The sequence below is a fragment of the Balneolales bacterium ANBcel1 genome (assembly GCA_029688905.1).
GTDB lineage: Bacteria > Bacteroidota > Rhodothermia > Balneolales > Natronogracilivirgulaceae > SLLW01.
Genome location: JARULB010000008.1, coordinates 125553 through 140988, shown reverse-complemented (window position 1 = coordinate 140988; position 15436 = coordinate 125553). Strand labels below are relative to the sequence as shown.

The window sequence follows — 15436 nt, the reverse complement described above, 5'->3', positions numbered from 1 at the left end:
CGGTATGGTAAAGTTAGGCGGAATAATCCTTTGCAGGAATTATTCGTCAGCGCCGGAGGTGCGTATTTTCTGCTTTTTACAGGGAATTTTCAGTGTAAAGATGGCTCCCTTGCCCGGACCGTCGCTGTTGGCAGCAATGGATCCGTCCATCTCCTTAATGTAGTTGGCACACCCGTGCAGGCCGTAGCCGTGTCCGCCGGGTTTGCTGCTAAAACCGTGGGTGAAGATTTTTGCTCCGGTGGAGCGGTCAAATCCCGTGCCGGTATCCCGAATTCCAAGAGTGACAGAATCGGTCTTCTGCCTGAGGGAAATGGTGATCTCTTTTTTTCCCGGATCCTGCATTGCGATTGATTCCATCGCATTCTTCAGGACATTAACGAGGATGTGGATCATTTTCGTTTTCTGAATCAGTACCGGATTTGTTTTTTTATAATCCCTGTGAACGATAATTCCGTGATGGAGAAAGTTGTGGGAAATGATTTTGAGGGCATCTTCAAGCACCTCTTCAATTTTGCACTCTTCCTCCAGACGGACGGCCATGGAATAGTTTTGCTGGGCGGAGACCACATCAATAATCAGATTGATTTTATCGGTCAGTCGCTGGTTTTGCTCCTCCAGTTTCTGATATTCCGAAGCCAGGTGGTCATCCAGGGCGATGTAATAGTGCAAGAGATCCCGTCCCTTGGGGTTTTTCAGGACAAACTCGTCCAGGGAGTCGATGTTTTCTTTGAGCAGGGCGTTGGCCTTTCGAAGCTTCAGCAGGTGAGACTGCTTAATGGTTTCGCTGATAACGGCCGTAGAGACGTTCACGCTGTTCAGAATGTTACCGACATCGTGGAGTACACTGGTAGCGACGTCGGCCATGCCGGCTTTGTGCGCTTTTTCAATGAGTTCGTCGCGGGTTGACTGGAGTTCCTCCAGGGTTTGGTTAAGTGTTTTATTGCGTTCGTCAAGTTCCAGGGTCCGGTTTTTCACCTGCTCTTCCAGTAATCGGTTTTGCTCCGAGATGCTGTAGACTCTTCTGCGATAGATGCCATAAATGAGGCCCGTAATGGAGAGTCCCGCCAGAAGATAAAACCAGAGGGTCTGCCAGAACGGCGGGATAATGGTGATTCCAAGAGAAGCACCCTGGGTACCGAGAATACCGTCGCTGTTTGAAGCAATCACATGCAGTTTGTAGTCACCGGGCCTGAGATTGGTATAGGTTGCCGATCGCTTGTCCCAGATCAGGTTCCAGTCCTGGTCGAACCCCTCCAGTATATAGGCAAAGCGGTCATTTTTTTGAATCTCGAAATTCAGGGTGACAAATTCGAAGGTGAGAACCGACTGATCGTGTGATAGAGTAATGTGGTCGGTCTGACTGATATGCTTCTGCAGCGGAGAGTCTCCGCCAATGGGTACCGGCTGATTGAAAATCATGAAATTGGTAAAGACTACCGGGGCTACGTAAGTATCCGGAGCGACATTGTCCGGATGGAACCGGTTGAAGCCGTTTACCCCACCGAAATAATTGTAGCCGTCACGATCCCTGAAGTGGGAGCGGACGTTGAACTCGTTTCCTTGCAAGCCGCTTTCCGAACGGTAATTTTCAAATTCCCCGCTGTCGGGATAAAATTTGCTGATGCCGTTATTGGTACTTAGCCAAAGGTTGCCATCATCGTCCGGTAAAATGCCGTTGATGAAATTATTGGCCAAACCGTCATCCATCGTGTAGACCTGATACGTCTCGGTTTCACGGTCGAACAGGTTTAGTCCGTTGTTTGTCCCCACCCAGAAGCGCCCCTGCCGGTCTTCGTATATGGCTGTTACGACAATACTGCTGAGCCTGTTATTGAACTCGGTGTGAATGGTGAAATTTTCGTTTTCGGGATGGTACATCGCCAATCCGCCTCCGTGTGTACCGATCCACATGGTTCCGTTCCGATCTTCGTAAATAGCCTGTATGTAGTTGTTTTCCAGACTATTCGGGTCGTTTTCGTCACGTACGTAGTGCCGGAACTTTCCGGTTTCCAAATCCATGATATTCAATCCTCCGCCATGAGTGCCGATCCAGAGCTCCTCATCGGTGAAGTGAAGACGGTAAACGTCGTTTATGTTCAGGCTGTGAATATCGTCCGGGTCACTTTGAAAATGCTTGAATTCCCCGTTTCTCCGATCGATTCGGGTTAACCCTCCCATATATGTGCCGATCCAGAGATAACCGTCGGGGCATGATGTGATATCAAGGACGGCATCATTCGGAATTGAATTGGGGTCGTCCGGATCATGTCTGAGAGCGAAGAACTCACCGGTTTGACGGTTAAAGCGGTTCAGGCCCCCGCCATCCGTTCCGACCCAGAAGGTGCCGTCGGGTTCTTCCCAGAAAGAAAGGATATTGTTGTTGCTAAGGGTATGTTCCTGGAACGGATTGAGTTCATAAAACTCAAATCTTTGAGGTTTAAGATCAATATAGTTGATGCCGCCGGAATAGGTACCTACCCACAGAATCTGATTACTGCTTTCGTACAGACTGTAAACGGCATCAAAACTGAGGCTGGTGGGGTTCCTGGGGTCGTGCTCATAATGATAAAACCGGTTGTTGTCCCGGTCGAAGGCGTGAAGCCCGTTGGTCTCGCCGCCAACCCACAACACGCCCCGGCTGTCTTCGAACAGGGAGCGTACGGAGTTGTCCCTTATGCTGTGCGGGTCGTTTTCGTCTACCTTGTATGACGTGAAGGTACCGTTTTCCGGATTGTACTTGTTCAATCCGCCACCCCTGGTACCGATCCAGATCATCCCGTCACGGCCTTCGAAAATATCCCATATATGATTTGCGCCAAGACTTCCCGGGTCATCCGGGTCATGATAGATTTGGCGAAAGCTGTCGCTGTCAGGTTCCTTCAGTGCAAGTCCGTTTCTGGTACCAATCCACAAATTGTCACGAGAGTCGACTAACAGCTTCGTAACACGGTTGTCACTTATGGCAGTGGGGTCTTCCGGATCTGCGAAATAGTGGTCAAATAACTCGGTTTCAGGACTGAATCGGTTTAATCCCTGTTCTGTGGCAATCCAAATGTAACCGTCACGATCTTTAACAAGGCTGTTTGCAGTGTTTTCGGAGGGGCCATATTGCAAAGCCGTATCAACCACGACATATCGGGTAAAGCTTTCCGTATTGCGATTGTATCTGTTAAACCCTCTGCCGGAGGTGGAGATCCAGAGATTGTCATCGCTGTCCTCAAAGATATCGGTAATTTCGTTATAGCTAATCGAGCCTGGATAATCCGGATTATTCTTGTAAACGGTTATATCATGTCCGTTATATTTATTCAAGCCGTCCTGACTCCCAAACCACATGTAGCCCTGGTGATCCTGCCAGATTGCTTCTATTGTGCTTTGAGAAAGCCCGTCTTGCGCTGTAATGTGATAAAACCGCAGGTTCTCCTTGAACAATGGTTCCTGGGCTATTACCGGAAGTGTGATGGCAAACAGCGAAAAAGCTAAAGAGGCCAGAAGGCCTAAACCGTTATATCGTAAAGCCTTTCTCATGGTTCGGATACCGGAAAACAGTAGCCTGGTTTCAAATTTCCGGCAGAAGGCGATGTTTTTAGGTGTGTCGTGCCTGTTCATCCCCCTGTTGCTGCTCCAGAGGGGGTTTGTTTTTGGAAAGGGGGATCTCCGACCAGAACGCTGATCCTTTTCCGGGACTGCTTTCAAAGCCGACGCGGCCTCCCATCAGCTCGGTGAGTTGTTTGGATATGGACAGGCCGAGGCCTGTTCCGCTTTGGGACTCGGTGTCACTGATGCCGAGCTGGGAGAATTTTTTAAACAGGAGGTTCTTTTTCTCGTCGGAAATACCGATACCGGTGTCGCGTACCAGTAATTGAATTGTGCAGGTATCGGCGCCGTTCTCAAGCAAATGGGCTTCAACACTGACGTGGCCTTTCGGTGTAAACTTGAGAGCATTGCTGCCGTAATTCAGGATTATCTGACGGAGTCGGACCGGGTCTCCATACAGTTCACCCGGGATGGATTCATCGATTTTCGTGTGAACCTCAACAGGTTTGTTTTGCTGTATTTTGGAGAGGATGTCCACCGACTCGCCAATAACATCCGAGAGGTTGAGGGGAATGGATTTGATTTCCAGCTTGCCCGCTTCGATTTTGGAAAAATCCAGAATGTCGTTGATAATACGAACCAGAGAGTTGGCGCTGCGTTGTGCCATTTCTGCATATTGTCTCTGCTCGTCGTCCATATCGGATTCAAGCAGCAGCTCGATCATTCCCATGATTCCATTCATGGGTGTGCGAATTTCATGGGTCATGTTGGCAAGAAACTCGCTTTTTGCCAAAGTTGCCCGTTCCGCTTTTTCCTTGACCGATTTGTATTGCTTTACAATGTTGTTGAGTTCACTGGTACGTTTTTCAACTTCGTCTTCCAGCTGACCTGTATAGCGAAGAGCTTCCTGCTGCAATTGCCATTTGGTAGTAAGCGTAAGGGCAGTCTGCTTGAGCGCTGTGGGATCAAACGGCTTTTTCATGAAAAGCAGCTTGTCGGAGGTGCCCAGCTTCCCGATGATCTGATCCCAGGAATAATCGGAATAGGCTGTGCAAATGACTATTTCGGTATGCGGAGCCACTTTCCACAGCTTTTTTGTGGTCTCGATGCCATCCATTCCGGGGGGCATGCGCACATCCATGTACACCAGCGCAAATGGGGAACCGCTTTTCTGTGCTTCCTCGATCTTTTCCAAAGCCTCATCACCCTGAAAAGCATGCTCAATCTGATACTGCAGATTGTCGGGTACCAGCGGCTCACTATCACTTCCAAATAGTCTGTTTTCCAGCACCTGCAATTCAGCATGTGCATTTTTTACCGAATGCAGCAATACTGTTTCAATATCCGTGTGGATGGATTCATTGTCATCCACAATGAGGATTTTTCTTTTTGGAGGCATTATCAGAGTGCCTGTTCTGTTGTGGAGTGGAGCGGAAATATTTAAAAAAATTTAAAGAAAGCCGCCGTATTATTAGGCATTTGACGGAATAATTCTAACTGACAAAAGCTTTTTTGCAATATGAAGCGAAGATAATAAAAAAAACACTGTTAAAAAAACTTAACATAGTTTTCGAGTGAATTGACCATTGCCGGCGGCGACGGAGCGTAATAAGGAGTAGACGATAAAAGTCAAAAAAGAAAAGCCCGAACCATTTGAAATGATCCGGGCTTCTATCTGAAAGCGACCTGTTGAATGAAAACGTGCAGGCATGCAACAGGTTATGTTTACATGAGGTCGAGCGGCACTATTTCACCAGCATCATTCTTCGGACATCGCTGAATGATCCAGCCTGCAGGCGGTACAGGTACACGCCGCTGGCCAGGTTGCTGCCGTCGAAGGTTACCGAATACTGCCCCGGTGCCTGCGCCGTGTTGTTTACCAGTGTCTGCACGAGACGGCCGGTGATATCGTAGACCTGCAGCGAGACATCCGCCTGCTCGGCAACCTCATACCTGATCTGCGTGGTCGGGTTGAACGGGTTGGGATAATTTTGAGAGAGTTCGAATCTCACCGGAGTCGCATCACCGCTCACATCGGTGGGCTCTGGCTCAACCCAGTTCTCCACGTACTCCCTGAGCCATGTAAGTGCCGGGCGCTCCTCGCCGTTGGGATAAATCAGCTCGGCATCATCCATCCATAATCCTGGCCTCCAGCCCCAGAAGGTGATGCCCTCCACGGCAGGATGCTCCCAGAACACCGGGAAAATGCGTTGCATGTTTTCAAGCTGAAGCTGATCCGAAGCCTCCTGCGACAAGTCCGAGTTCCCCTGGATGTCCATTTCGGTGGCCTGAATGGGCAAACCGGTTTCCGCCAACAGATCGAGTACACGTCTTATTTGAGCTTGTGACCCCGGGGTAGAGAAGGCATGGGCCTGAACACCAATCACATCAATCAGGTCCCGTTCTACAAGATCGTCGATGATCTGCTTGTAATTCCGGGCATTTCGGGTGCCCCAGGTCTCGCTGCTCACGATATTGTAGTCATTGATCATGAGCTTGCTGTTGGGGAATCGCTCACGGGCCATTTCAAAGGCGGTGATGATCCAGTCGTGGCCGGTTTCACCGGTTCCGCCAAGAGCTTCAATATAGTTGGCATCGCCGCTTTGACCGTCAGGCAGCTGGTGGTTGTTGGAACCTTCGTTCACCACCTCCACATACTCCATGTCCGGGTAGCGCACGGCCAGGGTGTCGTACCACTGGGTGATGGCTTCAAGCTGCTCTTCCGTGCTCAGGTCATTGATCCAGCCGGGCTGCTGTCCGCCCCAGGTAAGTACGTGAAACCGGTACGGGAATCCGTTATCCCTGGCGAGTTGATAGCTGGCATCCAGGTTGCTCCAGTTGTAGGTCCCTCGTGTACCTTCCACACTTCCCCATTTACCGGCGTTCTCGGCGGTAACCTGGTTCCAGTAGCTGGTGAAATTCTCAATTTGGGGTGGTGACCAGATGTTGCCAATCCACTTGTCCTGTCCATCGGCAATGGGTGTCATATCAACGGGGTCATCATCATCCTGCGAAGGGATGTGGGTTACCGTCACACTGTCGATGTATATGGTATTTCCAATGTTTGCATCAAAGCTGAAATGCAATGGGACCCGAACGGTGTCGGCATTGGCTGGAGTGACAAAATTGAAGCCAAACTCCTGCCACTCTGTTGTCAGGGATACATCACCGCTTCCCACCCGTCCGAGTTCATTGAAATTTCTGTATTGTGTTTGGCCGACGGTGAAGTTAGCTGTTGCCCCGTCTTCGGAAGCTCTTGCCCACAAGGCGAGGGTGTAGTTTTCTCCTGGTTCAACCAGAACATCTTCGTTCACGGCACCCAGACTCCAGTCATCAGGACCAACGGCTTCTACCGAAACGGCCAAGGCACGATTGCCAACTTTTGTGACGCTGTCAATGATTGCATATCGGCCTTCAGCACCGTCCTGGACAAAAAACTCCCAGCCTTCAACACTGGTAGTATCCCCCGATACAGTGACATCGGAGTTTTCAAAAGTACCGTTGACGTTCACAATATTCTCTTCCCCGGCGACGGCATCAGAAACCAGGCCGGTGATCATAATCAGCAGCAAAATTATCAAAGAAACAGGTGCAACTGCTTTGTATTCGTTTGTAAATGTGCGTTTCATAGTGCTTTTTTGTGTGATTGCTTGTTATCAGTAATTAATATCAGGTTGGTGTGGTGATTAAACGTAATATGACACTCGATGACCCGGTTCAGTTATAGGCGCAGATTTCATGACATCTTCATCCGGTACAGTACCACTTTCCGGCATACTGAAAAGGATGAGGTGTCGTGAGGAGTACTCTACATTACATTTCAGTCCGGGTAGTTGCGGACAGGTTGGAATGTGTAGCAGACGAGTTATCCTTAATGCCGAAAAAGGCTGAAATAAACACGTTTCAATTCTGGATTCCGGGCACCACACGCAATAAGTGTAGCTTGTACACTTATTATTATAGAAAGAATATGGGGCAATGACAAGCGGAAAAACGGTTCCATTACATCTTTTAACGTATTTTTAAATTCGCATGCCGACCCGGAAACAGGACGTGCTACGCCGCCCACCTATCTTATCCGATGGACATGACGGAGAGGATTTAGACTAGAGCAGATGAAACTTTTCTTCAGGAATGCGGACGAACGCGCTCCCCTCCGGATTTCTGGTATCGATGAGCACCAGTGGAATTGAGCCGCTTTGAACCTGCAACAGATAATCCCGGTTTTCCCAGCGATAACCCAAAAGGAAAGGTTTGCCGGTCTCTTCAGCGAGCCGGATTCCGGCCATCCACAGTTCTATGTCTACCGGGAATTTTTTTTGCGGAATCTCCGGCCTGCAGATAACCTCAAGCCACACCGCCACATCTCCCGTTGTGTGATCGATGAGCGCAAACTCAACTTCGTAGCTTTGCGGTGTTTGAATTAAGTACAGTTCAGCCCGTTTGGCAATGAGCTCTGCCAGGCTGCGGCCGCCTAACGGACGCTCCAATTCGTCTCGGGTTTTATGCTTCATGATCAGTGACTGTAAAACGTTGAATACTAATGGACGGGGCTTTCTTGAGCGGTTTGTGTTCTTAGCTTTCACCGCATCTGTCTTTCCTGAATGTTATCGGCATAAATCCGGTCTATTAAACTGAATTTGGCAGGAATGTTCCGGGATTTTCGCATTGTTGCCCGTGAACGTGCTTAAGCTTTGGGACACAGGGCTAAAACAATGGACCGGGTCGCCGTTTCCCAAAAATGGAATGGAACGCAATTGGCAAATAATCTATTATAAGTGGCATGAATACATTTAAAGAGGAAATCAAACAAACCAGAGAGTTTGAATCGCAGGAACAGGAAGCGATCATTGCCCTGCTGCTGACCACCGACCGCCTGAAGGGACGGTTGAGTGCGCTTGCCGGTCAGTTTGAGATAACACCGCAGCAATACAATGTACTGCGCATTCTGAACGGAGCCGGTGATGACGGCATCCAGACTCTCGAGATCATGGACAGGATGCTGGAAAGGAATCCGGGCATTACACGGCTGCTTGACCGACTTGAGACCAAAGCTTTGATTGTGAGAGAACGGTCGGCCAGCGACCGCAGATGCCAGATCTGCAGGATTACCGCCAAAGGGAAAACACTGCTCACAAATATGGATGCACCAATGCAGGATCTAACGCAATCCGTCATGCAGCTTCTGGATAAAAAACAGGTAACTACCCTTATCGATCTGCTTTCGCTGATCCGGAAGGGAATGTAATTTTTTTTCTGTTTGTTGACTAGTCAATAAATGATAGATCAATATTGCCGATGGCCGTCCGGCATGCCGGCGATTATCCTGAAGGATTATCAAATAAATCATCCCAAAAACCGAAAAAAAGAGGATTTGAACCATGAGTGAACAAAACGCAAGCGGTGTTAAGCTGGCCGTTATCTATTACAGCTCCACGGGAACCAATTATCAGACAGCCAACGCCGTAGTTGAGGCGGCAAAAAGTTTGGGGGCGGAAGTTCGCCTTCGCAAAGTCGCCGAACTGGCACCAGAGGCGGCCGTTGCTCAGAACGAGCAGTGGAAGAAGCATCTTGATGAGACGTCTGACATTGAGGTGGCCTCCAACCATGACCTCGAATGGGCCGATGCCATAATTTTCGGCTCTCCAACCAGGTATGGTAATGTGGCCGCCCAGATGAAACAGTTCCTGGACGGAACGGGTCCGCTGTGGGCTCAGGGGAAACTGGCAGACAAGGCGGTTGCCGGCTTTACAAGCGCTCAAAACCTGCACGGAGGTCAAGAGTCAACCCTTCTGGCACTTTATAACACCATGTACCACTGGGGAAGCATCATTGTTCCGCTTGGTTATACCGATCCGGCCAATTTTCAGTCGGGCGGGAACCCTTATGGCATCAGCCTTAAAGCGGGTGAGGCGATCGACGAGAACAAAAAATCCATCATCAAAACGCTTACTCAGCGGGTGCTTCGTGTGGCCGCTTCTTTGAAGTGATTCGTTTTTTCCGTTATCGGCGGCCGAGCGACGACAGCGCACCCGTATAATGTGTAAGCTGTTAAGCCTTGCTCATCCGGTATCCTGCCAGCGTTAAGGTATCACATGGTTTCTTGACGTTTAGGCTCCACCGTGTTCTTCGGCATTATGCCAGGGTTAAGATACCACCTAGATATGCCGATAATGGAGTATGACCTCGAACCGCAGTCCGTTTTGCCACAGTTTGGCAAAAACAGGGCTGCGGTTTTTTTGTGGAATGTGCCTGCCGTCATTCAATAAGGAGGCGGGCTGTGCAAAATTTAGAAATCAGGAACGGTGATCCGGACAGGATTCGTTCGTCATTGTGCCATGTGCTCCAGCAATTGATCGCCAATGCAATTCATGGCGACACCGACAGTCCGGTACGCATCAAAAGGGCTGTGCGGCAGACTCAGGAGGGATTGTATTCGCGCCACATGGTGCCGTCATAGGCTTCCACGACCACGTGATCCCCATCGCGTTTTCGGAAACCGGTTGGGGTCAGTGGGACCTTGCCGTGCGGCGTATCCAGAACATACATCGGTATCGCGAACCCCGACAACCGTCCTCTCAGCTGTTCCATCAGCGCCATTCCATGTTCGATCGTGGTACGAAAATGGCGCGTTCCGCCGATTAGCTGTGCCTGATAGAGATAATATGGCCGGACACGGCACGAGATCAGCTTGTGAAAAAGCGCATGCAATGTCTCCACGTCGTCGTTGATTCCTTTCAGCAGCACGGTCTGGTTGCCGAGGGGTACACCTGCATGGCTGAGACGATCCAGCGCTGCCACAGCCTCCCCGGTTAACTCCCGGGCATGGTTGAAATGGGTATTGAGCCAGACGGGATGATACCGTGACAGCATCCTGCAGAGGCCGTCCGTAACCCGGAACGGATTGAGCACAGGGTATCTGGTGCCGATACGGATGATGGAGATATGAGGAATGGCTCTGAGTCTGGCGATAATCCATTCAAGGTTGTCGTCGTTCAGCGAGAGCGGATCCCCGCCGGTCAGCAGCACATCGCGAATTTCCGGATGGTCGGCCAGGTAGTCGATCCCTTCCTGCAGTTCCTCCCTGTTCAGGGCCTGGGTGCCGTCACCGACCATCCGTTTGCGGAGGCAGTACCGGCAATAAACCGCGCATTCGGTGGTAACACAAAAAGCTACCCGGTCACGGTAGTTGTGGATCAGGTTCTTGACAGGACTGTGCGCCTGTTCCTCGAGCGGATCCAGTTCCAGCAGGTCCATGTCATCGTCCAGCTCGTCCGCGTGCGGAATAACCTGCCGGCGGATAGGGCAGTTCGGATCCGAGGGATCCATCAGGGAAGCGTAGTACGGCGTAATCCGCCATCGGAAGTAGCTCTTTGTGCGCCGAATGCCTTCCGCCTCCATCGGTTCCGGGGTAATCCAGCCCCTCAGCTCCTCTTCGGTGCGGATGCGGTTTTTCATCTGCCATTTCCAGTCCGTCCAGCCGGTTACCGAATGTGCAGATTGCGGAAAAGCGTCGTGATACATGGGCTAAAGGTGTCTCGGGGTTGACAGGCGGTGCGGCTCTGTCGGGGTTACATTTTGCTCGGGGAATGCTCTTCCCGTAAACGTCGTATGGCATCCGTCAGTATGTTCGACAGATACACCGGGTACGGCACCCCTTCCATTTCCGCCAGGATAGCGAAGGTGCTGTCGACGCCAAAGGTGGGAAGCGGGTTCACTTCCAGAAACATCGGTCTTCCGGATTCATCCAGTTTGAAGTCAAATCGCGCGAAGTCGCGGATGGGAAGTTCGCGGGAGAGGCGGAGCGACCAGCCGGCGATGTCGTTCTCCCGTTCCGGAGTGAGGGCATCGCTTGTAAGGGTATGCAGCGGATTCTCTTCCGGGACGGCATGGGAGCCGATACCGCTGGAATGGAGTCCGCGTTCCATAACCGGAAGTGGCCGGAGGGGATGGAACGCCACGGCACAGGTCAGTTCCGCACCCGGCAAAAACGGTTCGGCAAGCACGTCCTGGTCATAGGTCTCCAGCAAATAGCGTGAGCGGGCGAGGAAGGTATCGTCATCCCGGATAATGCTCTCTCCGGTGATGCCCTTGGCGGTGCCTTCGTAACGCGGTTTCAAAAACAGCGGGTAAGGTAATTCGGGTGGCGGGATGATGGATTCCCGCAGATAGGTATCCCGGCGGATGATCTGCCAGTCGGCGGTGGGTATTCCAAGGTTCCGCGCCCATTGCTTGGTCAGGGCCTTGTCGAGAGTGGCGGTCAGCGTATAGGCATCGCTTCCGATACACGGTATGCCGTGCATTTCGCAAAGTACGGGAGCCCAGGCCTCGCGGTTGCGGGTGCCGTATCCTTCCCCGATGTTCCATATCAGATCTGCATCCGGCGGGTTGATCAAGAGGTTGCGGGGCGATCCGATGCGAATCGGGGAGTGGCCGCTCTCCAGGATCGCCTGCTCCATCGCTTCGATGGTAGAATCGGGCTCAAATTCGGCAAAACGGTCGGGCGGTCCGATATTTGGATAATCGGAGGCGATGTCATAGACCAGTCCTATGCGCAGAATGTCACGATGGAGGCGATGGTGTGCTATTATTCCGTTATGCTTTGGATTTGCGGAGTGTTGTTCAAATCAGCAATAAAAATACAAAAAAACCCGGTGAGGATGGTATCTTGCGGGAGGAATGATAACAGTCAGGCTCGCAGCGGGTGCAGATGCGTCCGGTTTGACGCCTGTGAGTAACGCGGAATGAAAACAGCCAAACACATAGCGGATAGAATCCGGCTTTTTATCGCGACCAAACAGTTTCAGGTCGGTGACGTGATGCCCTCCACCCGGGAACTGGGCCGTCAGCTGGACGCCAGTTTTCACACCGTGCGCAAGGCGTATCACATGTTGACCGCAGAGGGGCTGCTTCGCAGTGAGCGGGGACGCGGATTTGTCGTCAACCGACAGAATATGCCCCTGGACAAGTCGCAGCGACTGGAACTGGGGGCCGAGCGCATCCGCACGGTGCTCGAGGAGCTTATCGGCAACGGACTTGATGATGAGGAGATCGAAACCCTGTTTCAGGAACAGCTCGGTTTTGTGGAGTGGCCGGCCAGGCTGGAAAGCTGTGCTTCGGTGGGAGTTACCCATGAGCACGGAGCCATGGTCGCCCGCGCGATTCTCGATGAAGTGGGCATCAGAAGCGAAACCATCACCCCCGACGAAACCGGGAAACGGGTTAATTTCGATGCGCTTTTTGTACCGGTGCAGTGGATGCGCGATTTTCGCGAGGAGTCGGAGAATACCCTGCTGCTGCCGGTGGTGTATCATCTCAAATCCGAGTTGCTGATCTCCCTGGTGGAGCGGTCGGCAATTCAGACCATCGGAATGGTTTCAAGCGATGAGCAGACCTTGAGCACGTTGATCAACGAGCTCAAGCACAGTTTGAAGTTTCCGGGATCGATTATGGCGGGCGGTGTGTACGGCAAATCCCTGCCCCTTTTTGTGAGGGAGGTGGACATTGTGCTTTATCCGCCATCGGTAGCCTCGCTTGTGGAGCGGCAGATACCGGAGAAACGCCGGATGAAAATCGAATACGCCATCGACAGCCGCACAGCGGAGATCATTCGCTCGGAGTTGTGGGATCAGTAGTTTCTTGCGCTCCATGGTTTTCGGCGGAAGCGGCCGGAGACAGCGCGGCCGGGCAGAGACATGAGCCGCGATAATTTGAAATAGCAAGTTGTGTAAGGATTGCAGGGTCCGTGTGTCCTTATTCATATCGAATGTTGTAAGAGTTTATGAGTCAGGGAATAACCATTCAGGCCGGGGCGGGTGCCGTCTCACCGGAAGAACTTGTTGATGCTGCCGAAATGGCCATTGAGGCGGAAATTGAAGCGGTACGGGAGCGGCCTTCGAACGATGTGCTCACCGGTGGAAAGAAGGTGAAGAGCCCTTCGGAAGACGAGGTGCACTATCATTTTGATACCACCAACCCGTCGCTTCGGTTTGCAGAGGAGTGCAAGGCGACGCTTCCCGGCGAAACGGTAACCATCTGTCCGGTGGAGGTGGGAGAAGAGGCGATGGTGTTCCGGTTTCCCAAAGATTTCGGCGAGACGATACCGGAAGTCGAGCTGGAGTGGGAGAATGATTTCGTGCTGAAGCGCATACGGGAGGCTCTGGCCGGAGTATTGTCGAGCGAGGAACGGCGCAGACGGATTAAGCGGATGATGCGGCCGGCGGAGTATGTGGTTTCGGCCGCCGGTTCTGCCGGTGAGGAGAGCGGTACGGGCGGCGACGCCGGCGGAAGCGACGCCGGCGGAAGCGATGCCGGCACAAGCGCCGGGCAAGCGGAGGATACCGGAAATGCGGTCCGCCACTTCGGAAAAACGCAGATCCATGAGGATGGCCTGCGTAATGAGGCACAGCGGCAATCCATGGAGAAGGCGCTGAAGCAGCCGGTGAGCTACATATGGGGTCCGCCCGGCACAGGCAAGACCGCCACCCTTGCATATATCATTACCAATTTTGTGATGGCGGGCAAATCGGTGCTCTTCGTTTCCAATACCAACCGCGCGGTTGATCACGGTATGCTGGGGGTAATGGAGGCGATGGAGACCCTCGGCCTGAAAGCGGTAAATCGCCGTATCACACGTTTCGGCGAACGGGTGCTGGAAAGCAAACGGCTCGACAGTATCCATTTCGAGCAGCAGCTGGAGGAGTCTCTGCGCGAACAGATGCAGGAAGCCGCCGACCTGCAGAACTGGCTGGATGCCCTCGACCTCCCCGACCTGACCCCCGCGCAGAAACAGCATATCTGGAAGAAAATAGAACGGCTTGGGGGAAAAGAGGCCGTTGAAGAGCAGATTCGAGAACTCAGCCAAAAGGACCGTTACGCGTTCAACCGGTTGAGGGCTTTTAAAGTTGTCGGTACCACCCTGGCGCGCGTTTGCACTTCCGATATGCTGGAACAGATGGAGTTCGATGCGGTGGTTGTGGATGAAGCATCCATGGCCGGCATCCCCTACATGCTGGTGATGGCCACCAAAGCAAAAGAGCACCTGGTAATTGTGGGCGATCCGATGCAGCTGCCTCCCATCGCCGTTACTACCGATATCCCATCCCGAAACATCCTTGAACAGGATATCTTCGCGACGGTCTCTGGTGCCGGGTCAACCGATGAGCTGTTTATGTGGCACGATCACAATCCCGCCTATACCTCATTCTTCAATATTCAATACCGGATGCAGTCGGACCTTGCCCGGGTTATCAGTGATGTGTTTTATGAAGGGCGCCTGGAATCGGCCGGAACGGGTCCGCAAGACCGGAAGGTTACCGCGCAGGGAAACGCATCGTACGACATGAGAGCCCCCGGCGATCTGTCGCCGGAACCAGGCCCGGAATCGGTTGTGCTTCTTGACACTTCCGCCATGCAGCCGGTGTTGCGTCAGGATGGCAAACGAAGGGGATTTCAGCCGGTCAATGATGTGCATACGGAGCTGCTGGCAGACCTGGTGCGCCGTCAACTGACCGAAATGTATACCGGGCTGAATGAAATCGGCATCATTGTCCCGTTCCGGTCGGCCGTATGGCACCTGCGGCGGGAACTGCGGGGCAAGAACCGCTGGTATGATCTCGAAATTGGAACCATCCACACGTTTCAGGGACGGGAAAAGAAGGTGATTATCCTGGATACAGTCATGACCGGCGAGCCGCGAAATGGTTCGGTGCAGCACTATTCGGTGCGTCCATTTGATGAGGCCAAAAACGGCCTTTCGGTCCCTCGGCTGCTGAATGTGGCGTTCTCAAGAAGCCGGGAGCGAATGATCGTACTGGCCGACATGAGTCACATCCGCCGGGTTTACGGCCGCAAGTTCCTGGGAAAACTGCTGGGTAGGCTGCCCGTTCGTTCGGTCTGA

At 52.2% G+C, this 15436-nt stretch carries 10 protein-coding genes; 4 read left to right on the top strand and 6 right to left on the bottom strand.

The annotated features are described in order from the left end of the window. Nucleotides 1-39: 39 nt before the first annotated feature. The 4 genes from QA596_11665 to QA596_11650 all read right to left on the bottom strand — a co-directional run bounded on the left by QA596_11665 (nucleotide 40) and on the right by QA596_11650 (nucleotide 8051). Nucleotides 40-3528, bottom strand: coding sequence for a two-component regulator propeller domain-containing protein (locus QA596_11665; protein MDG5768120.1), 3489 nt, complete (start codon nucleotides 3526-3528; stop codon nucleotides 40-42). A 58-nt stretch (nucleotides 3529-3586) separates the two neighbouring features. Then, nucleotides 3587-4936 carry an ATP-binding protein gene (locus QA596_11660; GenBank protein ID MDG5768119.1) on the bottom strand — a complete coding sequence of 450 codons (1350 nt, stop codon included), beginning with the start codon at nucleotides 4934-4936 and terminating at the stop codon, nucleotides 3587-3589. A gap of 346 nt (nucleotides 4937-5282) precedes the next feature. After that, nucleotides 5283-7118 carry an endo-1,4-beta-xylanase gene (locus tag QA596_11655; protein MDG5768118.1) on the bottom strand — a complete coding sequence of 612 codons (1836 nt, stop codon included), beginning with the start codon at nucleotides 7116-7118 and terminating at the stop codon, nucleotides 5283-5285. 525 nt (nucleotides 7119-7643) lie between these two features. Next, nucleotides 7644-8051, bottom strand: coding sequence for a hypothetical protein (locus QA596_11650; GenBank protein MDG5768117.1), 408 nt, complete (start codon nucleotides 8049-8051; stop codon nucleotides 7644-7646). 269 nt (nucleotides 8052-8320) lie between these two features. On the opposite strand from QA596_11650, the gene QA596_11645 reads away from it, so the two are divergent. Together QA596_11645 and wrbA are read left to right on the top strand one after the other, a co-directional pair. After that, nucleotides 8321-8785 (top strand): MarR family transcriptional regulator, encoded by a 465-nt coding sequence (locus tag QA596_11645; GenBank protein MDG5768116.1) that lies wholly within the window; start codon nucleotides 8321-8323, stop codon nucleotides 8783-8785. A gap of 133 nt (nucleotides 8786-8918) precedes the next feature. Next, a complete protein-coding gene (gene wrbA / locus QA596_11640) occupies nucleotides 8919-9527 on the top strand; it encodes an NAD(P)H:quinone oxidoreductase (protein ID MDG5768115.1) in 609 nt (202 codons plus the stop codon). Between the two features lie 430 nt (nucleotides 9528-9957). Here wrbA and QA596_11635 read toward each other — a convergent pair whose 3' ends face one another. Both QA596_11635 and QA596_11630 read right to left on the bottom strand, forming a co-directional pair. Then, a complete protein-coding gene (locus QA596_11635; protein MDG5768114.1) occupies nucleotides 9958-11061 on the bottom strand; it encodes a KamA family radical SAM protein in 1104 nt (367 codons plus the stop codon). A gap of 47 nt (nucleotides 11062-11108) precedes the next feature. Next, nucleotides 11109-11996: a hypothetical protein gene (locus QA596_11630; protein ID MDG5768113.1), complete on the bottom strand. Its 888-nt coding sequence runs from the start codon at nucleotides 11994-11996 to the stop codon at nucleotides 11109-11111. Between the two features lie 285 nt (nucleotides 11997-12281). Here QA596_11630 and QA596_11625 point away from each other — a divergent pair, with 285 nt between their 5' ends. Beyond that, complete coding sequence (locus QA596_11625) at nucleotides 12282-13172, top strand: GntR family transcriptional regulator (GenBank protein MDG5768112.1); 891 nt, start codon at nucleotides 12282-12284, stop codon at nucleotides 13170-13172. A 146-nt stretch (nucleotides 13173-13318) separates the two neighbouring features. Beyond that, entirely contained in the window at nucleotides 13319-15436 is a 2118-nt protein-coding gene (locus QA596_11620) for an AAA domain-containing protein (protein MDG5768111.1), read from the top strand.